This window comes from Streptosporangium sp. NPDC000095 (genome assembly GCF_042899335.1).
In the GTDB taxonomy this organism is placed as follows: domain Bacteria; phylum Actinomycetota; class Actinomycetes; order Streptosporangiales; family Streptosporangiaceae; genus Streptosporangium.
This window is the reverse complement of sequence record NZ_JBIAZS010000028.1, coordinates 35455-59933: the sequence shown is the minus strand read 5'-3', so window position 1 is coordinate 59933 and position 24479 is coordinate 35455. Positions and strand designations below refer to the sequence as shown.

The window sequence follows — 24479 nt, the reverse complement described above, 5'->3', positions numbered from 1 at the left end:
GAGAACTCCGTCGGCCCTGGACGACCCGCGGTGGCTCTCGTCCACGGCCAAGAGCGATTAGGGCGCGCAGGCATGACCTGTGCGTTCGGCCCGGCACCCGCCTGACGGCGAACGCGGGCACCGGCAACACGACCCGGGTCGACTCGATCGACTTTCCCACCGCACGTGGTCGCAGGTGCGCTACCCCGATGCGCCCTGCCGGTTGCGAGACGTCTGAGTCCCGGGCACCGCGACGAGCGGCGGCATCGGTCGTGGGTGTCGTCGTGCCCTCGTCCGTCCCCAATTCGATGGGAAAACCATCGTCGAATCTGTTGACATGTTTATTAACACGCGAGTACGGTCCGACAAGGCTGTTACCGGCGATACTCGCTACTCCGTCTACCGAAATGAGCGATCGACCCATGACATTGCGCTCCACACTTCGATACGTCCTCGGACGTCTCGCTGGAGCGGCCATCCTGCTGGTCGTCTACTCGTTCGGGATCTACTCGTTGCTGGCACTGGCGCCCGGCGATCCGGTGCGGTTGCTGCTGGGCACCCTGCCCGCGACCCCGGACACGATGGAAGCGATTCGCGCGCGCTACAACCTGGACGACCCGTTCCTGGTCCAGTACTGGAACTGGCTGACCGACGCCCTGCACTTCGACCTGGGCCAGTCGGTCCTCACCGGCCAGGGAGTCTCGTCCGCGATCCTGGAGCGCGGCGGCGTCACCGTGCAGCTGGGAACCCTGACCTTCTTGATCACGATGGCCCTGGGTATTCCGCTCGGGATGCTGGCCGGCCTGAAGCGAGGCAGGTTCGTGGACCGGTTCGTCTCCCAGATCTCGATGATCTCGGTGAGCGCGCCGTCGTTCGCGATCGGAATCCTGCTGATCATCGTGCTCGCCGGTCAGCTCAACTGGTTGCCTGCGATCGGTGCAGGTGAGGGCGGAGTCGATCGGCTGCGGCACCTGATCCTGCCGGCGGTGGCTCTTAGCACAGCGACCATTGCTCTGGTCGTCCGTTACACGAGGACAGCCGTCATCGAGGTCGCGGGCCAGGACTACATCATCGCCGCGAGGGCTCGAGGGGTGAAGCCGTCCCGCCTGCTGTTCAACTACGTCCTGCGGAACTCCCTGGTCCCGGTCATCACCGCTGCCGGCGTCGTCCTGAGCTTCGTGATGGTCGGAGCCGTCGTGGTCGAGGCGACCTTCGCCCTTCCGGGCCTGGGCAGTCTCCTGATCAGCGCGGTCCAGCAGAAGGACCTCCCGGTCGTCCAAGGGGTGACGTTGGTGATGGCAGCGACCGTGTTCCTCATCAACCTGGTGACCGACCTTGCCTACCTCGCGGTGGATCCGCGAATCGCCCTGAGTGGGGACAGCCGATGAGCATCGAACCGACCACCGGCGTCGAGGCGCCGGCGGACGCAGCAACCGACCGACGCGCTCGCCGCCGGATTCCGTCGATCAGCGTGATGCTGTGCATCGGCTACCTGTCGTGCATCGTCGTCGCCGGCCTGTTCGGCTCCATGCTGGTGCCGAACGCGAACGTGCAGTCCTTGAGCAACGGGTTGCAAGGGATCTCCGGTGACCACTGGCTGGGTACCGACGACTTGGGGCGCGACATCTTCGGGCGGGTCGTGCTCGGTGCGCGGACGGCGCTGTACGGCCCGCTTCTCATCGCGCTCGGAGCCTTCGTCATCGGCTCCGTGCTGGGGTTGATCGCCGGCTACGTCGGCGGGATTCCGGGCGGGATCATCATGCGGTGGGTCGACCTGATGTACGCGCTCCCTGGCGTCCTGGTCGCCATCGTCGCCATCGGCGTGCTTGGAGGCGGCTACTGGGTCGCCGTCGCGGTGATCATGTTCCTGTCCGCGCCCTATGACACCCGACTGGTTCGTGCGGCCACCATCGAGCAGAAGTCGCGACCGTACGTCGAAGCTGCTCGAACGCTCGGCATGTCGCGAACACGCGTCATGTTCCGGCACCTGTGGCCGAACGTCCTGCCGCTGGCCGTCTCGCAAGCGTTCCTGAGCTTCGCATTCGCACTCATCAACCTGTCGGCTCTCTCGTTCCTCGGTCTCGGATCGACACCGGGCAGCGCCGACTGGGGCACCATGCTGGCCGAGAGCCAGGCGATCCTGCTCGACAACCCTCTCACCGCGGTCGGCCCTGCGCTCGCGATCATCTTCGCTGCCGTGAGCGTGAACGCCCTGGGCGACTTCGTCTTCGACCGGCTGTCCACGAAGGAAGGCCGCAATGCCTGAGCACGCTTCTAGGCTCCTCGACGTAGATGACCTGACGATCGGCCACAGCGTCGGCGGAGAAGAACGGATACTCGTCGACGGCGTCGACCTTCACGTCGATCTCGGCGAGACGATCGGTATCGTCGGCGAGTCCGGGAGCGGCAAGTCGCTGTCGGTCCGGTCCCTTCTCCAGCTGCTCCCGGCAGGGTTCAACACCACGGGCTCTGCGCAGCTCGGTGGCATCAACGTGCTGACCGCATCGGAGCGCGACATGCGCCGAGTGCGCGGTCGGCAGGCCAGCATGATCCTTCAGGACCCGTTCACGATGCTGAACCCGCTGATGCGGGTCGGGCACCACCTCGAAGAGGTGCTGCGCGAGAAGCCGCAGTACCGCGCGATGTCGAAGGCTGAACGTCGCGCCGAGGTGCAGCGGCGGTTGGAAGAGGTCGGGATCACGGACCCCGCCGTCTCGCGCCGGTACCCGTTCCAGCTCTCGGGTGGCATGCGTCAACGGGTGGGCATCGCCGCCACGCTGGCGACGGACCCCGACATGATCATCGCCGACGAGCCGACGACGGCGCTGGACACCGTGACGCAGCAGGAGATCCTCAAGCTCCTGATCTCGATCCAGCGGCAGCGACGGATGTCGATGATCATGATCACCCACGACCTGCGCGTCGCGTTCGCGGCCTGCGACCGCGTCTACGTGATGTACGCCGGCGCCATGATGGAAGCCGGCCCGTCGGACGAGCTGTCCAGGTCGCCGAGACATCCGTACACGCTGGGCCTGCTTGCCTCGGAGCCACCGCTGGGCCGTCGGCTCGCCCGGCTTCCTGTCATCAAGGGAGAGCTGCCGCACGTCCGTGAACGGCGGATCGGGTGTCGATTCGCCGAACGGTGCGAGTGGGCCACTCCGGACTGCTCGCGGCAGCGAGTTCAGCTGGTGCAGATCGACGACGACCGTGCGTCGGCCTGCATCCGCGTCGACGAGATCCGGCGTGACCTGGATGCCAGGTTCGAGATCGTCGAGAAGGGCGAGCAGCTGGCTGCGCCGCAGGACGTGTCGGCGCCGGTCGTCGTCTCGCTCGAGGGTGTCTCCAAGGAGTACGGCCACGGCAACAAGGCGGTGGCCGCCCTCAAGGAGGTCTCGCTGACGGTCCGCCAAGGGCAAGCCGTCGCGCTCGTCGGCGAATCGGGTTCTGGCAAGACGACCCTGGGTCGTTGCCTGGTCGGGCTGGAGTCCATCACCAGTGGCGCCGCCGAGGTCTTCGGGATCGACATCACCCAGGGGTCCCGGATGTCGCGCTCGGACCTCCGAACCTGGCGCTCGAAGGTGCAGTACGTCTTCCAGGACCCGTACTCCTCGCTCAATCCGCGGATGACCGTCGGTCAAACCCTGGCGGAGGCCGGCCGCCAGGCGGCACTGTCCGGCGATCCCCGGGTCTTGACGGTGGCCGAGGTGCTCGAGCGCGTCGGGCTCCGACCGCACTACGCCGCACGTCGGCCTGCGGCGCTCTCCGGTGGCGAGCGGCAGCGGATCGCGATCGGGCGGGCCCTGGCGCTCAATCCGGAGCTGCTGATCTGTGACGAGCCCGTGTCCGCTCTGGACGTCTCGGTCCAAGCACAGGTCCTGAACCTTCTCAACGACATCCGTCGGGAGACGGGCATCGCCCTCCTCTTCATCACGCACGACCTGGCCGTGGTGCGCCAGGTCGCGGACACCGTCTACGTGCTCGAGAAGGGCCGGGTCGTGGAGGCGGGCACCGCAGAAATTATGGATTCTCCGAACTCGGGGTACACGAAACAGCTGCTTGAAGCAGTGCCCAGAACGTCATCCGACTGGCTGGGGAAGCACTCACAGATGGGTCAGGTATGAACAGATCCGTCCGCAGGCTTCGCATGGGCATCGCTGCCCTGGGAGTTCTGTTGGTCGCAGGTGCGTGTAGTTCGTCCTCGGACGACGGCGCCGGCGAAGACCGGTCGACCGGGACCCTGACTATCGCCACCAGCGGTATTCGCAGCATGGACCCTGCTCGTCAGTACGATCAGCCGGCGCTCTGGGTCAACGGGCTCGCGCTCGAAGGCCTGATCAAGCTCGACAACACCGGCAAGGTGCAGCCTGCGCTCGCCACCAAGGTAGACAACCCAGATCCTCTTACCTACGTCTACACCCTGCGCGAAGGCGTCAAGTTCTGGAACGACGCCGAAGTCACTCCCGATGACGTCGTGTACTCCTTGCGCCGGTACCAGGACCAGACCGCGCAGACCGCGAGCAAGTACAAGTCCGTCGACACGATCACGGCCACGGGCCCGATGGAAGTCACCGTCAAGCTCAAGCAGCCCGACTCGGCGTGGCAGTACACCCCGGCGTACGCCGGGCAGATCGTCGAGAAGAAGTTCGCCGAGGCTCACGAGAAGGATCTCGGTGGACCTGGTGTGCTGACGATGGGCACCGGGCCGTGGAAGCCGAAGGACTTCAACTCCAGCGCCGGCATGACCTTTGTCAAGAACGACGGGTGGTGGGGCGCTGCCGAGACCGGGGACGACTTCAAGGAGTCGTGGAAGACGGTCAAGCTGGTCTTCGCCGCGCCCGTCCCGGGAGCAGCCGCACTTCGAGCAGGCGACGTGGACGGTGTCGTCGGTGGTGACGGAACGGCGTTCGCCGGATCGAGCTCGGAGCTCACGAAGGCGCCCACCGAGACGCTCGGCTACATCACCCTCCTGACCGACAAGGGCCCCTTGGCCGATGTGCACGTTCGACGGGCCATCGCCCACCTCGTGGACCGCGAGGCGATCATCAAGTCGGCGTTGAGGGGATTCGGAGACCCGGCGCCCTACATGACGTCGCAGCGGGTGTGGACGGAGCTTCCGAAGGAGGACGTCGCGACGGCGTACGACCAGATCGCGTCGTACGACTACGATCTCGACGCCGCGAAGCGGGAGCTGGAGCAATCGGCGTACGCCGACGGCGCGACGATCGTGGCCGAGGTCATCTCGACCTACCCGTCCTTCGTGCGGGCGACCGAGATCCTCAAGGAGGAGGCTGCCAAGATCGGTCTCACGATCAAGATCAAGGGAGAGCCTGGGGCTGAGTGGTTGACCAACTCGAGCGATCACAAGATCGAGCTGACCGTGTCGACGTACTCGAGTCTGTCACCGGACCCGAACTTCTACCCGAACACCCTGATGCGTGCCGACGGGTTGCCGGCAGGCGGATCGAACTACGCCAACCTCGACGTCCCCGGTCTTGACGGCTTCATTCGAACCGCAAGCTCTGCGAGAGCGCAGAGCAAGGAGCAGCTCGACGCCGTCGTCGGTGCGTTGAAGGCCAACGCGGCGGAGGTCGGGTACATCCCGGTCTACACGCAGCAGGCCGTCTTCGCGCACGATCCCAAGATCTCGTTCGAGAACTTCTCGCAGTACGCGATGGGATCGCCGTACCCGCTCTACCTGAAGTAGAGAGCCCGCAGCCGCGCCGGGCCACGACCTGTCGGCGGGTGTCGACGTCGGTGCTCGTGGCCCCATTCCTCATCAGATAGAGATCTGCTGTGTCATCGATTCTGTCCGCATCCGTACTGCCGTCCACCGAGCGCCGCGCTCGCGCCAAGCACGTCCTGATGTGTCCTCCGCAGTACTTCGACGTGCTCTACTCCATCAATCCCTGGATGGACCCGGGGGCACAACGCCCACATCTTCTACCTCGCCTGCGACGAGGCACACAAGCGGCTGTGCAACCAGGTGTTTTTCACCAAGATCACCCTCACCGAAGACCTCGACGTGCGCTCTGAGTTCACCGGCGTCTACGAGACCATCCTCAACCCCACCAACCGGCTCCACGCCGAGCTCTGGCAGCGCACCGGCCAGCTCCACCCCGACATCCACCTGGACCGGCACGAAGAAATCCTGCCCACCGATCACGGGGGCAGGCTTAGAACTTCGACCAAATGGTGGACCTCCGTAGAGACTTTGAGAACCCCTACCAAGCCCACAAACGCGATTGCTGCGAGCGACGGACTCCAGGAGCGCCCCAAATCACATCTGCTGGACTTCTCGAAGGCCCCAAACGATTGACAGTTGTTAGTCGTCGATGACACCGCGGATCTTGCCCGGATACACCTGCCAACACGCGAAGATCCACGATGTCGGCACGCATGCTACGAAGGACCGTAGATGGGTCGCCCGTGATCGGGCGGCCCACGACGCATTTCTGAGGGTCCGTTTGTTATCGACGGACGCGTTGGACGGGTGATCCGAGGTGGTCTGGGTGCATGGCGGTGTGAAGTTCTACCGCGGCGCAGCGGCAGCAGTACGGGCCTATGTCGAGGCCGATCGATCCCGTGCGGATGACTACTACCTCGGTGAGAGCACCGGTGTCGCAGCCCGGCTGAGGACCACCCCGGGCGGTGTCTGTGGACAGACCATCGGGAGCGCGCCGCGTAGAGACGCACAGACTGATGAGTCGTCGCCCAGCTGCCCGGCTGACGCCGAGCGATTCGTAGACCTCATTGCGCGATAATCCGTCCTCGATGAGCCGCGAGAGCGCAGCCCCAGCCCTTGCCTCAGCGACCGCAACTGCACCCTCGGCGGAACCGAGCGCAGTGAGCGCCCGGCGGTCCTCACGCACCGCCGCGTTGATCCGAGCCCGCCGCGCGGAACCGAACGGGGTGCGCTCGCCGGCTTCCGCGATCAGCTGATCGACTCGCGTCGACGCTTCGCGTTGTCGAGCTCTCAGCGCCTTCGTCGTTTCGCTACACATCAGTTCCTCCGATCCGCGATTTATCAGTGCCGACAAGCACCTCACAGACCCGCCACTGGACAGCGACCGCGAAGAAGTCGCCTCACTGCGCTCGAAAGGAGAACTGCCACACACCTCGATGCTGGTCTGGTTGCAAGGTCTTCTCGGTCGTCACCAGCGGCAGGCCGTAGCGGTAGGCCTCCAGGCCCAGCTGGTAGCCGCGCCGGTACGACGCGTCGTCGGCGACGGCCGGATCGGTGAACGCTCCACCGAGCAGTGCTGCCAGCAGAACGGTGGCGCCCAGGGGCGCGAGCCGGCGAGGCTTCGTGCGGCGCATCGGGATCCTTTCGTCGGGCCGGAACCGGCCCGGGGTGAGGGCAGAATCCTCGAAGCGTGCCAAGGCGCCATCGGAGTCGTCTTGATCCCATGCGACGACTTCTTGACCTGGCGCGACACCTAGGTCGTCGGCGCTGCACTCAACGCACGTCAAACCTCTCCAGGAACCCGCGGTAGGGCTCGAGGTCGAGGCCCTGGTCGAGGAGCCAGGCGTCGTTGTAGTAGGTGTGGGCGTAGCGTTCGCCGCCGTCGCAGAGCAGCGTGACGATGCTTCCGGTCTGTCCCGCGTCGCGCATGCGCTCGACCACTTTCAGGCTCGCCCAGATGTTGGTGCCGGTGGACCCGCCGACGGTACGACCCAGAACCCCGGAGACCCAGCGGACCGCGGCGATGGATGCGGCGTCGGGCACCCGGATCATGTCGTCGACCACGCCACCGACGAACGACGGCTCGACACGCATCCGACCGATACCCTCGATCCGTGAGGGAGCCGAGGTCGTGGCGCCCGACGTGTCCTGCTCCCAACCGTCCAGGAACGCCGAGTTCTCCGGATCGGCCACCAGGACCTGGGTGTCGAACCGGCGGTACCGGACGAACCGTCCGATGGTCGCTGACGTGCCGCCCGTGCCCGCCCCCACCACGATCCACGACGGACACGGATGCCGCTCGGAGCGCAGCTGCTCGAAGATCGACTCAGCGATATTGTTGTTGCCGCGCCAGTCGGTCGCACGTTCGGCGTAGGTGAACTGGTCCAGGTAGTGGCCGCCGGTCTCGGCCTCGAGCCGGCGCGCCTCGTCGTACACGGCAACGGCGTCGTCGACCAGGTGGCACCGACCGCCGTAGAACTCGATCAAGGAGATCTTCTCGGGGCTGGTCGACTTCGGCATGACCGCGACGAAGGGCAGGCCGATCAACCGCGCGAAGTAAGCCTCGCTCACGGCCGTCGAGCCGCTGGACGCCTCGATGATGGTGCTGCCGCGACCGATCCACCCGTTGCACAGCGCGTACAGGAACAGCGATCGCGCCAGCCGGTGCTTCAGACTGCCGGTCGGATGGACCGACTCGTCCTTGAGGTACAGGTCGATGCCCTCGACCGACAGCGGTACGACATACAGATGAGTGTCGGCACTCCGGTTCGCGTCGGCATCGAGCCGCCGGATCGCCTCGGCAATCCAGGCACGCTGCTCACTGGTCGTCCTAGGCACGGGGTACCGAGCCCACCGGATCAGCGTGCCAGCGAACGTTGCACACGAGGCCGTCGAGGAGCACGTGAGGTTCAGGAGGAGCGATCGCCCAGTCGACGGCGACGACTCCAGCACTCCCTTCACGCAGCCGGACCGTGAGGTCACCGTCGGTCACCGCCGGTGTCCCCGGTTCGGCGTCGTCGGGCGACAGGCCGCAGCAGACGAGGAGGCCCTGCAACCAGGCCGGATCCGGTACCTCCAAGTCCAACGAGCTGATCGCCGGACCGCGTACTGGCCCCCTCGGCATCCCCGACTTCCATCGGATCAGGAACGGGACGAACGGGTGCAGGACGTGCCCGGCTATCTCGCAGGTCTCCCAGACGTAGGTCTCGCCGTCAGGAGCGACCCGGCTGCTCTCGACCGGGTCGCCCGTTTCCACACCGTAGTCCAGGAGCCGCCGGCGGCAGGCGTCGAGCTCGGGGACGCTGATGGCCCAGGTCAGCGGTCCCACCCGCGAACGAACCGCTCGGGCCGTGGCGTGGGACGACTCCTCGACTGCGTCGATCAGCTCCAGATACGCGTCCCTCGGGCCGCGAACGAGCGCGTTCGTCGTACCGGTCGGATGGCTGCCGCCAGGAACCGCCGTGAGCCCTGCCCGGCTCCATCGAGCGATTGCCTCGTCGAGTCCGCGCACCGACACGACGACATGGTCCACCTTGCTCTGCCCACCAGTGGGCTCTGTGTCTCTCAACGGTCCGGGGCCACGACGATCTTGCCGAGGACCTGACGCTGCTCAAGAAGGTCGAAGGCGGTGCGGACGTCGGACAGGGGCAGCACCCGATCGATGGGGGGACGCAGCTTGCCGACGCGGACGAGCTCGATCAAGGACTCCAGGTCCGATCGGAGCCACCCGTCCGAGCCCCGGATGTCCAGCTCGTACGACCAGACGTAGCGGAGGTCGGTCTCGACCGCGTAGCCGGCGGTTGCTCCGCAGTTGAGCAGGCGCCCTCCCTTCCGCAGGGAGCGCAACGAGGGGGCCCAGGTGTCGCCGCCGGTGAAGTTGACCACCACGTCGAGACCGCCCGCCCCCGAGACCCGGGGCTTGCCATGACGCTCGTGCACGGCCTTCATGAAGTCGTCGTCTCGATAGTTGATGCCTTCGTCGGCGCCGAGCGCGGCAAGCTGTTCGAGCTTGGCGTCGGTCGACGCGGCAGCGATGACGTGCGCTCCGGCCAGGCTGGCGAGCTGGACACAACCCGTTCCGACCCCTCCGGACGCGCCGAGGACCAGCACCTTATCGCCGGGGCCGACCTCGCCGCGGGTGACCATCATGCGGTACGCCGTCCCGTAGGCCACCGGCAGCGCTGCGGCGTCGGTGAACGAGACGTCGTGCGGCAACCGGATCAATGTCCTGGCGTTGACGGCGACGCGCTCGGCCAGTCCGCCATCCATCGTCTCGCCCACCAGCTTGTTCTCGACCGCGTCCCAGGGATCGATCAGGACCCGATCACCAACGTGCCAGCCCTCGACCTCGGCGCCGACCTCGGCGATCTCGCCGGCGATGTCGATGCCCATGATGATCGGGAACGGGATGGTGATGCCGGGCATCCCACGCAGGGTGAACAGGTCGTGGTAGTTCAGCGCGCAAGCCCTGACGTCGACGACGACCTCACCGGCCCCGGCGACGGGGTCGGGCCAATCGTCGTGGACCGTGATGAGCTCCGAATGGCCGTGCTCACTGATGACTGCAGCCCTCACGCTGCTTCCTTTCCGTGGATGTGGCAGATGCCGTGGTGGTGCGCTCGAGCTATCCGAAGGCGGTGCTCAACGTGGCTCGACCGATCGCGGTCAACCTGCCCTGATCGTCGGTGACGTTGACGTCCGCGACGCCCACGCTCCTGCCCGCCCGCCGCATCGTCGCCGTCGCGGTCAGCCTGGTGCCGCTGGAGGGCCTCAGGTAGTCGACCCGCAGGTTCACCGTGGGCGGCACGACACCGGTCGACAGGATCGTCGCGAACACCGCCGCGGTGTCGATCAACGACGCGACAGGGCCGCCGTGGAACTGCGGTTCGCCGCCGATGCGCTCCAGCTCCGGACGTAAGGGCATCTCCAGCACGAGACTGCCCGCCTCCGCGTCCGTGGCCGTGCACCGGAGTCCCAGGAACTCGTTGTACGGCGAGGTGCTGAGCAGCGCGTTCAGCCCGGCCGGGCTCGTGTCCAGATCCTCGTTGTCCGTCATGCCAACCATCCTTCGTTGCTCGTCTCCAGCTGCATCGCGATCTCGTGAAGCTTCCGTTTGTCGATCTTGTTGGTTCCTGCAAGGGGCAGCTCGTCGACGGTCGCGATGCGCCGTGGATGCAGGTAGGCAGGCGCCTGCTCGATCACGAAGGACTTCACCGCTCCAGCGGTCAGGTGCGCTCCCGCGCTCATCACGATGAAGGCGACCGGGATGCGTCCGCGTTCGTCGTCCGGGAGGGAGACCACCGCCGCCTGTCCGATGGCGGGGTGCCGCTCGAGGATCGTCTCGAGCTCGCCCGGATAGATGTTCTCCCCTCCGCAGACGAACATGTCGTCGGCTCGGCCCACGAAGTAGAAGAACCCGTTGTCATCGCGACGCATCACGTCGCCGCTGTAGTACCACCCGTCTTCGAACGACGTCGCATTGAGGTGCGGCAGACCGCGGTAGCCATCGGTCACAGCGGGGTTGCGCATCGTGAGCACGCCGTGGGTGTCGTCGGGACCGTCGACGAGCCTGACCTCCGACCCGGGCAGCGGGTAGCCGAGCGCGAGCGGCGGCCTGGCGATCCCGTCCGGATGCGCTCCGAAGATCGCCGGACCGGTCTCCGTCGTGCCGTAGGACACGACCACGTCGGCGTCAGGGATCGCGTCGGCGATCCTGGCGACCTGCTCCTGGGTGATCGGAGCGGAGCCGAGCGACAGCGACCTGACGGACCTGAGACGTGATGTGTCGTCGGCAACCTCGCCCAGGACGCGGATCCACATCGTGGGCACCGCGGCGACACTGGTCACTCCGTAGCGCTCGATCGCGTCGACATAGGCGGAGGCGTCGAATCGCGGGCAGATCACCGTCGTGAATCCGAGCGCGAGGCCCCGGCACAGGGTCACCAAGCCGTTCATGTGGAACAGCGGCTGGGCGATGATCTGGGTCTCGATCCGCCGAGGAGGCTCCGAGGACAACGTGCGAAGCGCCCACAGCTGACCCGCATGCGTGAGCGGGACGCCTTTCGGCAGGCCGCTGGATCCGGAGGTGTAGAGGATCTCGGCAAGCCCGTCCGACGGCGGCTCGATCCCGGCGAGGGCCTCACCGGCCGAGTCCTGGCAGGTGGTGGCCAGATCCTGGAGGAACGGGGTCTGAGGATCGTCGAAGTCGATACTGGGAGTTCGCTCGGCCAGCGCTTCCCGCCCTGCGGCGTCGACGAAGGTCAGCACCACCCCGGCGTCCTCGATGACGTGGTCGAGAACGTCACCGCCGGACCGCACGTTGATCGGGACCGCCACCAGGCCGGCCTTCATGATGCCGAGGTACGCCACCACGTACTCGACCCGGTTGGCCGACATGATCCCGATGCGGTCTCCGCTGGCGTACGAGCTGGCGACCAGCTCGGCAGCGAGCGCCGTGACCAGCCTGCTGAGCTCGGGGTACGTGTACCCGACTGGAACACCGGGGACGCGCAAATCCAGGACCGCGAGCCGGTCCGTCGATGCTCCGTGCACCCCGGCGAGATCGCCGAGGTTGGCGACGTTCGCGAGGGCCAGCCCCGCCCGGGGGCTGCTGCGCCTCGTTCCCTTTCGAAGCTGGGCGTCGAGCGTCGGCTCCATAAGCCCTCCTCCGTACGACGTCCCCATGGACGCAATAAACATGTTTAATAAAATGTTACCGCGAAACTGCTGTGCCAGTCCACTGCGTGGCGACCGCACCCGCCTACGCCCGAGCCTCGGGGCGAGGCAGGTGGATGCCAGCGATCATGCACCGGATCGACCCTCCGGCCAGCTCGATCGTCGGCACCTCGACGTCCAGAATCGTCAGGTGCTCGGCGACGGCGCTACGTTGCGACTCCGTCAAGCTGTTGCGAGCACGGGTCGACATCACCAGGTAACGCCCGTCGGTTCCCTCGACCTCGATCGCATTGCCGGCGAACTCGTCGATCTGCGCCAACGTCAAGGGGACGACCGCGTGCCCGGAAGCCGTCACCGAGCACTCGTGGCGGAGCTCGGCGAGGCCGGCTGCATATCCTCTGGCTGCTCCTGCTCCTGCTCCTGCTCCTGCTCGGATGGCGGTGGTGGGGGCGGGACGGTCTGCCCCTCGTGGACGACGACCAGAACGTCGGTGACGTTCTGGCTGGTCAGTGGGCGTTCATCACTGTGAGGGCGGGCGTGGTAGCGAGAGATGGGAGATTTCACCTTGCGGACGCTGATGCGCGGGCGGCGTGGTGGCAGCAGGCCGTCCAAGACCGCGCGGCCGATAACGCCGACCAGGTCGAGAGGGGCAGCCGGGTCAGCGGGAAGGACGCCCGAGGCGATGATGACCTGGTCACGAGCGGCCTGTGCGGCGGTCTTGAAGCAGGCCCGGTCCGGATCGGTGCCGGGCACCGACTCGGCGGCGGCGACCATGGCCATCCGCAACGCCTGATAGACGGTCAGCAGCGCCCACAGCTCCTGCTCCAGCCCGATCGGGTCGCCCGAGCGCAGTACCCGCCCGCCCAGCAGCGTGTGCCGTAACGCCAGGTAGGCCGATTCGATCTCCCACCGCTCGTGGTAGAGCCGGATCAGCGCTGCGGCGCTGTCACGGCGCGGGTCGAGCAAGGTCGTGGCCAACCGATAGCGGCCGGCGACCTTGGTGCCATCGGCGCAGATCACGGTGATGTCGGCGTCGATGATCCGCACGACCATCTCGCCGATCCGGGACAGGAACGAGCCGTCGCACAACCGGGCGGCCATCGGCGGGCGGCGGGTGCTTTTGAGCCGGACCAGGAACTGCGCGCCGCTCCCGCCCACCGCGCCCAGCACCTGGTTGCCGTCGAAGGCGCGATCGGCCAGGACCAGCATGTCCGGGCCGAGCAGCCCGCAAAGCCGCCGCGCGTAGCGTGTCTCGCCGGTGGTGATCGACCCGAACACCGCGCCGAGCAGGCCGCGGGTGCCGGTCTCCACCAGGGTCATGAGCATCACGGTTGGATAGCCCGCCCAGGCCAGCCGATGTTTGATCTTCGTCAGCCAGGAACGGTTCCGCTCGCAGTCGGGCACCTTGATCGAGCTGCAGCCGTCAAGGCGACGGTGCGCCAGCGCCGATAGCGCGTTCCTGGTGTGTGCGGCTGCGCCAACGGACCGGCCAGGATCTCGAACAGTTCCCGCAGCGGGGCCGCCCCCACCCGGCGCCGGAGATCTCGCAACGCCTTCTCGCAGGGACGCGGCACCGCGAGCTGCCCGAATGCGGCCACCAGCTTGCCCCACACGCCCAGGTAGCCCAGCTCCGGGAACAGGCCCAAGGCCAGCACGAAGTAGACCCCGACCCGTGAGGGCAGGTTCCGCAGCCGCTGCTGGGTCTTGCCGGTGTCCTCCAGGACCGCGTCAACCAGCTCGAACGGCAGGTGCTGGGTCAGCTCTCCCAGATGGCCGGGGGCGAAGACGCCGCTGGCGAGCGTGATGGTGCGGGTGAGGGTCATGGTGGCAGAATCGGTACGCAACGGGACCTCGGGGCTCGGGTGGATCTTGGTCGATCGCCTGGTGTACCAGAGGTCCCGTTCCTCTTCACACCAGGGTCCCTGCCGTACTCACGAACAGCTTGCCAAGCGCCCGAGATCCTTAACTACGCGGCTTTGTGTTTTGAGCAGGCGGTGATGGGACTGCGCTGGTTTCGCGACCGCACCGACCGGGGCGCTCTCGGCCGCGACCACGGCGTCTCCCGCGCCACCGCCTACCGCTACATCGACGAGGTCATCGACGTCCTGGCCGACCAGGCGCCCGACCTGCACCAAGTCTTGCGGTGCGCCAGCGACGAGGGCCTCACCCACCTGATCTTGGACGGCACGGTCATCGCCACCGACCGCTGCGCCGAAAAGACCATCAGCGTCAAAGGCGAACCCATCGACCTGTGGTACTCCGGAAAGGCCCACCACCACGGCGGCAACATCCAGGCGCTGTCCACGCCCTGCGGCCTGCCGCTGTGGGTCTCCGACGTCGAACCCGGATCGGTGCACGACCTGACCGCCGCCCGCGCACACGTCCTGGGAGCGCTGTACAAGGCCGCCGCCGACGGGCTCCCCACCCTGGCCGACTCCGGCTACGACAGCGCCGGCATCGGCATTCTCACTCCGGTCAAACAGCCCTCCGGCGGCCGGCCCCTCGACCTCGACACCCGCACCCGCAACGCGCTCCTGCGCGCCCTGCGCTGCCTGGGAGAACGAGGCTTCGCCCTGCTCACACAGCGCTGGCGCACCCTCCAGCGCATCACCGCCAGCCCCAGCCGAATCGGCGACATCGTCAAAGCCGCGCTCGTTCTCACCCATTTCGAACACGGCTACTTGAAATGAAAGTCGCTGAGATCACCTCATTGGACTCAACCGGGCGCACACAGGTCGGGACTCCGGTAAACGATGGTCTGCCACGACCACCTGTTGCTCCGGAGTTCCGATGAGTCACGAGTCTGCCATTGAGCGATGCGGCCGTGTAACTGCCGGCCTTCTGGTCCCAGGCCATCTGGGAGCGCTCACCTCGTTTATCCCGTTCGAGCTGGTGGATGACATCCTTGCGCGGCATCGCGTGCAACATCGCGCCCCGCGCCTGTTACCCGCCCGAGTCGGCGTGTATTTCCTCCTGGCTCAGGCCCTGTTCGCGGGAGTCGGTGCCCTGGGGATCTGGCAGAGAGGGCCGTGGTGTTGGCGTCGCTGCCGCCGCGGTCCTCGGCCAGGCGGCCCGTCACGTGGTAGCGCAGATCCGCTTCCAGTTCCCGCACGCTAGCGTGGATGGTCATGAGGAGCGGGCCCGCCTCTGGATGCCAGGGTGCTGGGCTGCCGGTGACCTTGTGGTGCTGGGTGGATCCGCAGGCGGCGTCGGCGACCTGCTCGGGGAGCATCTGGTCGAGGAGCGGCTTGAGCTCGGCGACAAGCGTGGGGATCTCCTCGGCAGGTGTCATAGCTCGCTCCGGAAGGTGTAGACCTGGCCAGCGGGCACGAACTGGCTCGCGGTGACCTTCATGTCCGGCACGCCCTCGCATGCCTCGACGATCCAGTCGAGATCATCGGGGCGGTAGAAGACGTACAGCGGCCGAGGCTTGATTCGCTCGTAGGCTGTTCACCACGGGCCGAGGGACGGCGCTGGAGCCGCGCAACGTCAACCGTTCGTGGGACGCGTTGTGCGAGCGCGCGAAGATCGGGCGGCCGACCCACCTTCATGATCTGCGGCATGCCTGCGGATCGTTCCTGTTCGCCGAGGGAGCCGACATCAAGACGATCCAGGGCGTGTTGCGGCACACTCGGCAGGCGACGACGTCCGACATCTATGTGCATCTGCTGGAGGAGGTGAAGCGAGGTGCGGCTGACAGCATGGACGGGGTCTTGTCCGACCTGACGACGCGACGGACAAAGCAGGGGAAAGAGGCGTCGTGAGCGCGTTGCTACACCCGTTGCTACAAAATGATCAATACGCTCCCTGATGATCAAGGAACGCCCTGGTCAAACGTGTGCGGCCGGAGGTACTCGAAACCACAACCTTCTGATCCGTAGGCAAGGGCATGTCCCAGGTCGGCGGGCTCACGCCCTGGTCGGGTGGTAGATGCGGGCCGGTGGCATGTGATCGTGTAAGGCGGTGTTGCTGTACTGGGCTGCTGTACGACAGCAGTAGTTCGTGAATCAAAAGCGGTCAGGTAGCGACCTGCGAAGATGTCCCGATCATGGCTCTGATCTGCTGCTCTATCTCTCGTCACCTGCCGTCGTTTCGGGCTGCTTCTCGGTACGGTGTTCCCTCATTGTGGCCTGGGTTTCCTCGCTTGTGCCCTGGTCGGAGGCCGCTGGAGGCGGCGGTAGGGGAGGTCGCGCCACGAACTGGGAGAGTGCCTGTGCCCCTCCGACAATTCGCTAGCGAGTCATGTTGATGAAATTCAACCGGGCCGCTTCGATCGCTTCTCGCGCCTGAGCCCATGCCTCCGCCGAGCGGAGTTCTCCCGTTTCGATCCTTCGATTGGTCACCCAGAACGTCTCGTCAACGGCGAGCGCGGCACGGACGATGTCCGGTTCACCCACCAATGTCAGGGTGACCAACGCCTCGTTCCACGGAATCCAGTCCGGATCGCCCTTCCCCTGCCACAGACGGTTCAGGGCGAACTGCGCGCGGTTCGACTCCCGCATGATCATCAAACAGGCATCGATCTGCCGGTCACGGGACCAATGCTGGTTGTGCGCCCGGCGGGTGAGGAGGCTTCCGAGAAGGACGCCCAACAGGGACGCCAACATACCCACGAGCGCTGGAAGGATCACACCAAGCTGCGTCACCCACTCAGTGTGATGACCCAAAGACGTTCAGAAAAGCCTCCATTGGATTTTGCATTACCCCCAAAGGCTCTTAGGGATCACCCCAAAGGGCTTTTTAGCGTGCACGACGTCTTCTCGTGTCTGAAGGGACAGGCGGATCTGACCGTTGCGATCATTTCGCAATTCATAGTTTGTGATTTAAAAGAAATGGGGCTTCCGGTTGGTCGCTTGGTCGCTGTCGTGTCGAACGAATCGGAGAGCGTATGGTGCACCCGAAGAATTGCGAAAGCGCCGAAGGACACTCTTGCAAATGTGCGTGTGGCGGGGTAGAGCATGGCTGGTCCCACAGTCTCAAACTGGCTCGCGATCCATCCCCCGTCCCTCGTCAAAAGGCGAGAGACCGCTGCGACTCCAGATGGGCGAGGGCTCTGCCTCCCGAGGGACGGCCGAAACCCGCTAAGGCGCGACAGGCCGCCACGGACACCGCAAAAGTAGATCTCGCCGACTGGTTGTCCGAGAATCCAGAAACCATCGATCATATCCAGGAAGTCGGCGATACCCTCGTCTGCTCTGTGATCACGAAGTTGGACGAGGGATTCGGTGGCAACGATCCGCGAGGGGCCAGAAAACGAATCAATGATCACCTCTGGTGTGACCTCCTCGTGGCCATGGCCGAGGCTATGGAGGGGTTCGAAAAAGCCATGGACCGAATACCGGAGTGCGTGACGACGATCATCATGCAGTCTCGCGAGGACGAGGGGCGCAAGCCCTTCCTGGAAGCGCTGGTGCGCCTCGCCGTACGAACTGCTTGGGAGCCCATCAAGAAGATGGTCGAAGCTACCGGAGTCCCGGAGATCCAACGGGCATGCCGGATCCTCGCCGTACTGATCTGCCCGGCACCCGAGAAACACAAGGCCGTCCAGGACGGCGCCCTGCTTCCCTTGGCGAAAGAGGGTCTGCTGGCGACCAGTAAGGAGCGGCTTGAGCGAGTCTTCCCCGCGGACTGGGTTCGCCGTCTACAGGAGGGCTTCGGTGACGTCTGAGCAGAGCGGCCAGCGGTTCGGAGGGGACAAACCGCTACGGAGATCGCCTGTGTGAGCCCGCGTTGCTGTACAACGCTGCTGTACAGGCACGAAAAGGCCCTCCGGTTCGTGATCGTCCGCCCAGGTGGCTCCCAAGATGGCTCCCGAAATGCAATCGACTTTCCCGGCACCACCTCGACATGCTTGTCTCCTCGCGAGCTGTCCCTCTCCTCGCCGCCAGTCAAGAAGGGAAGGACATGTCGACGCCTTCGATCCCCAGCAGCCAGATTGCCGAGCTGCTCGACTGGGATGAGACATCATCTCAAGAGCATTTCGACGCCATGGGCAGACTCCTCGGATCGCTCTCTGCCCCTGAAGAAGTCATAGCGCTGGCTCGGGCCTGGTGGGCTGATCCTGACGAGAGGGTGCAGGCGCTCGGATTCGACCTGTTGGCGGTTCAGGCACTCGACTTCCGTTGGCACGTCCCGCCCTTGATCGAAGCGGCGGATGCCCTTCCACTGGACAGGGCACATAAGCACGTGCGCGCGGCTGCCGCCCATGCACTCGCCATCATCTGCGACGACGAACGTGTCCTGTTTCCGCTCTTACGCTTCGCTGACGATCCAGAAGCGGGTATCCGCTGGCAGGTGGCGCGCGGGATTCCCGTCGGTCTCGACCCGCTTCCCGAGGATGCGGTGCAGGTACTGCTGGTGTTGATGCGTGATCCGGATGCCGAGGTACGGGACTGGGCCACCATGATGCTGGGCAGCCGTGCCGAAAACGACGCCCAGGAGATTCGGGACGCTTTCGTCGAGCGTCTGAACGATCCAGGCGAGAATACAGCCGGTGAGGCGGCGATAGCACTGGCGATACGACGTGATCCCCGGATCCTGCCCACGTTGAAACGCATGCTCGCCCTTCCTGACGTGGGCAACCTCTACGTCGAAGCCGCGGCTGAGTCGGGCGACCCGGATCTCCTGCCACTCCTGCAAAAGCTCAAGGCTGACGGCTGGCAGGACGATAACGAACCACGCCCCCAAGTCCTTGATCAAGCTCTGCAAGCATGCGCGTCACGTCCGACATCGCTCGCCTGATCTCTCCGCCCGTCCTGGCGAGCAACCTGGTATTGCTTCGACAGGTCCGCCGAACCGCATTAGCAGCTCGGCAGGCCATCGTTCAGGACAGTCCCACCTGGACCAACGTCCCCTCCCCAGTCTTCCTGGAACGCGCCGGTACGGCGGTGAACTGCAACCCAAACTGCAACCCGGATCAGAGCGTCAGTCCTCGTAATCCTCGAACTCCCACAACCCGATCCGGCCGATCTTCTCAGCGAGTTCGCCCCATGTCGGGGCCTCCAGTACGGCGATACGGTCGCTCAACCAGCGCGTCACCTCGGCGGGACGCAGCTCGCGAACGAAGAGGTAGTGCCGGCCGATGAGGAAGCGATGATGGCGCAACTGTTCGGCAAGGGCAGATGGAGTGCACACGGTGATCTGGAACTGCTCGTCACCCGGCTCGTTCTGCGGACCGACGTACATCTCCAGGAGTTCGCATGCGTTGGCGGGATCGTCGATGCCACTACGTTCAAGGTCCGGCCAGCGGAAGAGGGGCACGCGTGCTCTCATCACCCAATGATCGCGCAGCCAGCAACGCGGAGGAGAACTGTCAGCTTGGGAAGCCTTTCGAGATCATGACCCCTGACCTGGGGAAGCGGTGCCCTGCGGGGGAGTCGGTGAATTACTCGCGGCTCCCCGTGGTCCCCCCTTGATCACCTAGCGATCGGGCACGGAGGCACTAAGAGAAGCAAGGACCTCCGCCAGGCCGACATAGTGGCCTCCTCGCCAAGCTGTGAACGAGAGGATACGGATCTCGGTCACACGCTTCACTCTCCCCTGCGGCGGACGCCTCTCATACGGGGCAGATCCCCCGTAGCGCCGTCAGATCCAGTTGCTGTATTTCACTGCTGTAAGGGCACGAAAAAGGCCCTCCGGGATGATCCCGGAGGGCCTTTGACCTGCTGTGCGGCCGGAGGTACTCGAAACCCCAACCTTCTGATCCGTAGGGGGAGCCTCATCCTTGACTCTCTATTCCTTTGACCTGCCCGGATGTCAAATCTCTGGCTTGATAACGTCCCTCATGGGAAGATATTGGGAACGATCATGACTGCAGAACTCATCTGACGAGTCATACTTCGCCACAGCACTGTTCCATTGAAAATTTCATTGGCGCGCCTGTTTCGTCTACTCGGAGGAATGAGGACATGGCCAGAGCTCGATAAGTCTGTGGTCGCGGCCATTTTCAGGAAATTTGCAAGTGAAACGCCGGTTACACCGGGCACCATGAGGGAAAGTCAGCTAAACGTTCGGGTCGATTAGCTGCGAAAGTTCGGGTGGGAAGCCGAGCCTAGTCCAGGAAGCAGCGGTTGTAAGCGAACTCCTTCGAGACCTCATTCGCTCCCGCAGCATGCGAATTAGAATCCGCAATAAGGTCTCCTGCGCATTGACAATCTCATAAAGATGAAGGCAAATGGATTCATCTCCCTCCACTGGCGACCTTAAATTCAAGTCGATTGCTTGAATTAGAAAAATGAGTGCATCGGGATAATCAGCGTTCAACTCTCGTATTTGGGTTGCCATCGTGTCATCCCAGTAAAGCGCCCGTAACAATATTACCATCCGGGCAATCCTTACCTTTCTAGAGTCGCTGGAGACATCTAGGTTGGCTATTTTTTCAATGAACCCATGGCGTTCCGGAATGGAATCACTCATATACATTAAAAATACAAGCAACTCCTTCATGTCGGGATTCATAAGCCAGGCCTCCTGAATGGCCTCGCTTGTATTCTGATCGTGCCCGAATAAGAAATGTGGAATATCTTCTTCGGAAATAGAATCAATGATAATTTTTAGCCAACGTCGCTCCGCCAGCATGTCAGGGGCGGAAGCAAGTAAGCATTGTAGGCCCAAGATCCAAGATGACTCGAACATTACTTCCAGGATGCTCGCACGAGCCGCATCGAAAGGCAACAAAGTGTAATTATATTTAATTACCGCGTCTCCGACCAATTGGGCAATTAATTTACGACCAGGTACCGACGAGGCAACATGCATGGTCTCAACAATAAGGCGGTCTATCGCGGTGAATTTCTCATCCAGATCACCAAAGCCTATATGGGAATCCTTAAGCATTATCCTAACCGGACACCAAGGGCGTCCAGCTATTTCTTTCCCTAGAAAATCTCCTTCAATTAATTCCCTCAGGGAAATTCCTTGATCGAGCCAATTCTTTTGCCAAGCAAGCCAGTCCTCTATATCTCCCATAAGCCCGGCCTCGGCTGCGTCGATTAGCTCCTCCAGGCAGTTTGATTCACGCGCAGCGTATATGGCCTCGCGAAGTGGCCACGGGGACATCAAAGCAATTCTGTATTGTATTTTCTCTCCCAGACCAACTCCGATCTTCCTGAGCACATTAGCTAAAGTCTCTTTGTTCGGAGACCTCAGAAAGTCAAAATGAGCCTTAATCCCGTCCCATCCGTGGTCACCGCCGGGGAAAAAGGCAAGCTCTTGAGCTAGTCCCGAAGACTCCTCAATCGTAGGGATCGGAGCTCGCGCCACCAGGCTCTCACCAATCAAAATTTTTATGCCTTGATTTTTCTGACGCGACCACCTTCTTCTACGGAAGAAAACAGCCAGCGGGCCGAGCCAGCTAGGAGCTCCAGGATGGTTCCACTCCCGACGCGCCTGATTCAGATTATGTCCATACATGTCATTGGAATCGACAAAGATGTTTGCCGGGTAATTCAGTACGGAATCGCTAAGAAAACTATTAATCGGTGCGGATGCATAGTTGCCGGAGCGGAGCAAGTAGCCGAAAAGGTCCTCGTCGATCTGCTGGGTACCCAATAGATCAGTACATAGATCAGTAAATTCGGCTCCAGGGTTAACTGTGAGGTGGACAAGGCATAGCCAGGCATTCCTGGCTGGCTCCGCTTTGCCTCCTTCAATTCTAGTCCGAAGCTCTGAGACAAAGATGTCTGATGTTTCGCTTTGCCAGACTTCTGCGAGTCTCTGAGACCACTCAGAAGATGGATCATCTAGCAAGCGCAGCGCAGTTCGAGTGAGCATACGATTCCATCGCGGTTGAAGCCGAGCTGATCCCTCCTCTAGAACGTCAAGGGCCAGTTCTGAACCTGCGAGTGTGAGTCGCGCTGGCTTATCCTCAGGGTCTTCATTGAGCTCTCCACAGACCGCATGGATAGTATCGCGCAAATACTGCCGGTCGAAGAAACATTTTCCTGCAGCAAAGAGAAAAACATTACGCCAGTTAGTATTACCCGCTACAGCTTTCAAACGGTCTTGAGTAATCGCATCGCTGGCTGCCATCAGCCCTTCGGCTGCCATAAACTCTTGGAGAGAACGGATTTCAAAGCCAACCTGTCCTAATTCGAGTCCGACAAGGAAGACCAAACGGTTTGCGGCTGCTTCGATAATAGAGTTTGTCAACGCAGCAAGCTTCTCTCCTTCATGTCCTTCTTCTCGGAGATGGTGCTCCACAACTTCTTTAAATTGCTCGACTGTCAGCTTTGCGTCGGTCCCGCCCGACCGCTCAACCTCGACTTGAAGCAGCAGGCCTACCTGTCGATGAACAGTAACAATGTTGGACTTATACTCCCGAAGGATCGCCGCAGCAGGGATATCCCTCTCAATTTCCCGCTGGTAAATCAGCTTAAAATATTCATCGAACAAAGGCCAACGCTCCTGGGGGGGCTGGCCCATTCGATCCAATAGCAAAGTGAGAATGGTGACTTGAAGAGGACTTCTCATCAGACGCGCAGTCGCATCATTCTCTGCAGCACGTCGGATTCGACGTTTAACCTTCGCAATACGGCCGGTATCTCCGCTGAATCTGACCTCAACTAGCTTTTCACCGTATTCGATTGCCTGGGTTGGTGAAAGCGGAACCATCCAGTGATGTGTGTAGAACTTCGAGGAGAAGTCCTCGTTATATCCTTGAGGCCGACTTGTGGCAACTACTAGTATGTCGATACCAGAACTTCTGATTTTGGAAGTGGCTATGTCAGCCCAGAACTCTTTGACCGCGCTAAGCACCTGGCTACGGTTGGTTGATGCTGGCACTTCGTCCAAACCATCGAGGATCAGAACGCTCGGATAAACTGCCAACAACGCCTCGAACTGCAATACCGTCAGATTTGCATTAGTTCTAACGTTAAACAGAGACGTTAGATATTCCAAGAGACCGCTAGTCTGCCTATCGGCAAGACTCTTAGCAAACTCGCTTAGTACTACCCGGAATGGAATTCGGCGAGCTCCCGGAATGGCAATTGAATCATTGTCCCACTGCCTCTGAATTGCTCTAACAATGGTTCTGGTTTCGTGGTCAACTGCAGTAATTGGAACTTTCGCGAGCAGCGCAGCCCGAAACACTTGGCAAATGTATTGCCCAACCGTGGTCTTACCCTGTCCAGGGCCCCCAATGAGAACATGCCGCCCAATGGCCCTAGATGGGAATTCGTCTTTCATTCGCCAATCGTCTTCCCAGCAATGCAAAGATGCTTCGCGAATAATCAGGTCCGCAAAATAGCGCACCCCATCTTCATTTGCGGCATTTTCGATGGGATCACTGTACGGTTTAATTGCAACAGGGACATCCACGAACACCTGAGAAAGTGGTATCGCCTCATCTGCTGAATGACCAGCTTGTTCGAGTTTAGCAAATTGATCGCTCAGCATTTCTTTCTGCAAAAACTTAACTGTCAGTCGATAGAAGTCAGGCCTTTGAGAATCTAACATTTCAGCGAGGTCCGCCAACACATCCCCTGGCGTTACCCAAGCCGAATAGGTGCGGCGAACCTCCTCGTTGTTGTCAAGAAAAATTCGGAGCTTATCATAATCCCAGACATCGACGTTTTTTAGCCCTAGCTTCTTCGCGAACTGCCGTAACTCAGCGAATACTTTGTCCTTGCTCCCGATATCAGCACCTGGTGTCAGCGCGACATTAGTAGCCAGAATGTAGTAGTCCATCTTTCGCCCTGAAGGCCGCTTTTTGTATTTTGCTAACTCAGCCTTCAGCTCTTTGAGTACCCACTTCCCATTGCTCGTAGAATCGGTTGGCCGTTGCAAGAATTTTGCCTGTACAACGCCATAGCCGTCCCACTGTCCGGAGTCAGCTCCGTATCTAGTCGGGCCATCGAACGTCGCTTCCCTGCCACCGTCGGGTCCGTCCCCGAAAGGCGTAATGGTCTCCGTTAAGACCTTGACGCATAACGCCTGCACGAAATGCTCAAAGCTGCGAGAACTCAGCCCATCAAGACGGTAGTCAGTCATAGTCGGAGCGTAGCGGAGAATCTCTACCTCAGGTACATCAATCAGATAGAAAGTAAGCCCGAGATCGATGAATCTGGACAATTCGGCCGATAGGGTGCGCAACAGAGGCGATCGTCCGGAGAACCGCAGTAGATCAACAGCGAGCTCTCCG

The 24479-nt window shown here is 62.8% G+C and carries 22 protein-coding genes; 10 read left to right on the top strand and 12 right to left on the bottom strand.

Features of this window, described 5'->3' with window-relative positions; genetic code table 11:
- The first annotated feature begins 401 nt into the window (after window positions 1-401).
- The 5 genes from ACFY3V_RS37460 to ACFY3V_RS37440 all read left to right on the top strand — a co-directional run bounded on the left by ACFY3V_RS37460 (window position 402) and on the right by ACFY3V_RS37440 (window position 6295).
- Entirely contained in the window at window positions 402-1367 is a 966-nt protein-coding gene (locus ACFY3V_RS37460) for an ABC transporter permease (protein ID WP_355613653.1), read from the top strand.
- On the top strand, window positions 1364-2245 hold the full coding sequence (locus ACFY3V_RS37455) for an ABC transporter permease (RefSeq protein WP_355613655.1): 882 nt from the start codon (window positions 1364-1366) through the stop codon (window positions 2243-2245). The genes ACFY3V_RS37460 and ACFY3V_RS37455 overlap by 4 nt, the downstream gene beginning before the upstream one ends.
- Complete coding sequence (locus tag ACFY3V_RS37450) at window positions 2238-4100, top strand: ABC transporter ATP-binding protein (RefSeq protein WP_362903329.1); 1863 nt, start codon at window positions 2238-2240, stop codon at window positions 4098-4100. The genes ACFY3V_RS37455 and ACFY3V_RS37450 overlap by 8 nt, the downstream gene beginning before the upstream one ends.
- A 23-nt stretch (window positions 4101-4123) precedes the next feature.
- Entirely contained in the window at window positions 4124-5683 is a 1560-nt protein-coding gene (locus ACFY3V_RS37445; RefSeq protein WP_389780023.1) for an ABC transporter substrate-binding protein, read from the top strand.
- A 279-nt stretch (window positions 5684-5962) separates the two neighbouring features.
- Window positions 5963-6295, top strand: a complete 333-nt coding sequence (locus ACFY3V_RS37440; protein ID WP_362903325.1) for a hypothetical protein — start codon at window positions 5963-5965, stop codon at window positions 6293-6295.
- Window positions 6296-7062: 767 nt separating this feature from the next.
- On the opposite strand, the gene ACFY3V_RS37435 is transcribed toward ACFY3V_RS37440, so the two are convergent.
- The 9 genes from ACFY3V_RS37435 to ACFY3V_RS37395 all read right to left on the bottom strand — a co-directional run bounded on the left by ACFY3V_RS37435 (window position 7063) and on the right by ACFY3V_RS37395 (window position 14181).
- A complete protein-coding gene (locus ACFY3V_RS37435) occupies window positions 7063-7359 on the bottom strand; it encodes a hypothetical protein (protein ID WP_355613662.1) in 297 nt (98 codons plus the stop codon).
- Between the two features lie 76 nt (window positions 7360-7435).
- The gene (locus ACFY3V_RS37430; RefSeq protein ID WP_389780046.1) at window positions 7436-8500 is read right to left on the bottom strand and encodes a PLP-dependent cysteine synthase family protein; all 1065 of its coding nucleotides are present in this window, start codon (window positions 8498-8500) and stop codon (window positions 7436-7438) included.
- Complete coding sequence (locus ACFY3V_RS37425) at window positions 8493-9194, bottom strand: VOC family protein (protein ID WP_355613689.1); 702 nt, start codon at window positions 9192-9194, stop codon at window positions 8493-8495. Before ACFY3V_RS37425 ends, ACFY3V_RS37430 begins: the two co-directional genes overlap by 8 nt.
- Window positions 9195-9226: 32 nt before the next feature.
- A complete protein-coding gene (locus ACFY3V_RS37420) occupies window positions 9227-10237 on the bottom strand; it encodes a zinc-binding dehydrogenase (protein WP_355613664.1) in 1011 nt (336 codons plus the stop codon).
- A gap of 49 nt (window positions 10238-10286) precedes the next feature.
- Window positions 10287-10718, bottom strand: coding sequence for a PaaI family thioesterase (locus ACFY3V_RS37415; protein ID WP_355613666.1), 432 nt, complete (start codon window positions 10716-10718; stop codon window positions 10287-10289).
- Window positions 10715-12319 carry a class I adenylate-forming enzyme family protein gene (locus ACFY3V_RS37410; RefSeq protein WP_362903320.1) on the bottom strand — a complete coding sequence of 535 codons (1605 nt, stop codon included), beginning with the start codon at window positions 12317-12319 and terminating at the stop codon, window positions 10715-10717. Before ACFY3V_RS37410 ends, ACFY3V_RS37415 begins: the two co-directional genes overlap by 4 nt.
- Window positions 12320-12422: 103 nt before the next feature.
- Window positions 12423-12692, bottom strand: a complete 270-nt coding sequence (locus ACFY3V_RS37405; protein ID WP_355613670.1) for an arginine deiminase-related protein — start codon at window positions 12690-12692, stop codon at window positions 12423-12425.
- Window positions 12689-13741 (bottom strand): transposase, encoded by a 1053-nt coding sequence (locus ACFY3V_RS37400; protein ID WP_389780018.1) that lies wholly within the window; start codon window positions 13739-13741, stop codon window positions 12689-12691. Before ACFY3V_RS37400 ends, ACFY3V_RS37405 begins: the two co-directional genes overlap by 4 nt.
- Window positions 13708-14181, bottom strand: coding sequence for a transposase domain-containing protein (locus ACFY3V_RS37395; protein ID WP_389780016.1), 474 nt, complete (start codon window positions 14179-14181; stop codon window positions 13708-13710). The genes ACFY3V_RS37400 and ACFY3V_RS37395 overlap by 34 nt, the downstream gene beginning before the upstream one ends.
- An 18-nt stretch (window positions 14182-14199) precedes the next feature.
- Here ACFY3V_RS37395 and ACFY3V_RS37390 point away from each other — a divergent pair, with 18 nt between their 5' ends.
- From ACFY3V_RS37390 to ACFY3V_RS37380, 3 genes are all read left to right on the top strand, one after another.
- Window positions 14200-15027: a transposase family protein gene (locus tag ACFY3V_RS37390; protein ID WP_389780014.1), complete on the top strand. Its 828-nt coding sequence runs from the start codon at window positions 14200-14202 to the stop codon at window positions 15025-15027.
- A 100-nt stretch (window positions 15028-15127) separates the two neighbouring features.
- On the top strand, window positions 15128-15454 hold the full coding sequence (locus ACFY3V_RS37385) for a transposase domain-containing protein (RefSeq protein WP_389780012.1): 327 nt from the start codon (window positions 15128-15130) through the stop codon (window positions 15452-15454).
- Between the two features lie 329 nt (window positions 15455-15783).
- Entirely contained in the window at window positions 15784-16101 is a 318-nt protein-coding gene (locus ACFY3V_RS37380) for a tyrosine-type recombinase/integrase (RefSeq protein ID WP_389780044.1), read from the top strand.
- 468 nt (window positions 16102-16569) lie between these two features.
- On the opposite strand, the gene ACFY3V_RS37375 is transcribed toward ACFY3V_RS37380, so the two are convergent.
- Window positions 16570-16983: a hypothetical protein gene (locus ACFY3V_RS37375; RefSeq protein ID WP_389780010.1), complete on the bottom strand. Its 414-nt coding sequence runs from the start codon at window positions 16981-16983 to the stop codon at window positions 16570-16572.
- A gap of 488 nt (window positions 16984-17471) precedes the next feature.
- On the opposite strand from ACFY3V_RS37375, the gene ACFY3V_RS37370 reads away from it, so the two are divergent.
- Both ACFY3V_RS37370 and ACFY3V_RS37365 read left to right on the top strand, forming a co-directional pair.
- Complete coding sequence (locus ACFY3V_RS37370; RefSeq protein WP_362903314.1) at window positions 17472-18005, top strand: hypothetical protein; 534 nt, start codon at window positions 17472-17474, stop codon at window positions 18003-18005.
- Between the two features lie 236 nt (window positions 18006-18241).
- Window positions 18242-19078 (top strand): HEAT repeat domain-containing protein, encoded by an 837-nt coding sequence (locus ACFY3V_RS37365; RefSeq protein ID WP_389780008.1) that lies wholly within the window; start codon window positions 18242-18244, stop codon window positions 19076-19078.
- Window positions 19079-19261: 183 nt separating this feature from the next.
- Here ACFY3V_RS37365 and ACFY3V_RS37360 read toward each other — a convergent pair whose 3' ends face one another.
- Window positions 19262-19609, bottom strand: a complete 348-nt coding sequence (locus ACFY3V_RS37360) for an Imm8 family immunity protein (RefSeq protein WP_362903310.1) — start codon at window positions 19607-19609, stop codon at window positions 19262-19264.
- Window positions 19610-20338: 729 nt separating this feature from the next.
- Window positions 20339-24409 (bottom strand): NACHT domain-containing protein, encoded by a 4071-nt coding sequence (locus ACFY3V_RS37355; RefSeq protein WP_389780006.1) that lies wholly within the window; start codon window positions 24407-24409, stop codon window positions 20339-20341.
- Window positions 24410-24479: the final 70 nt, after the last annotated feature.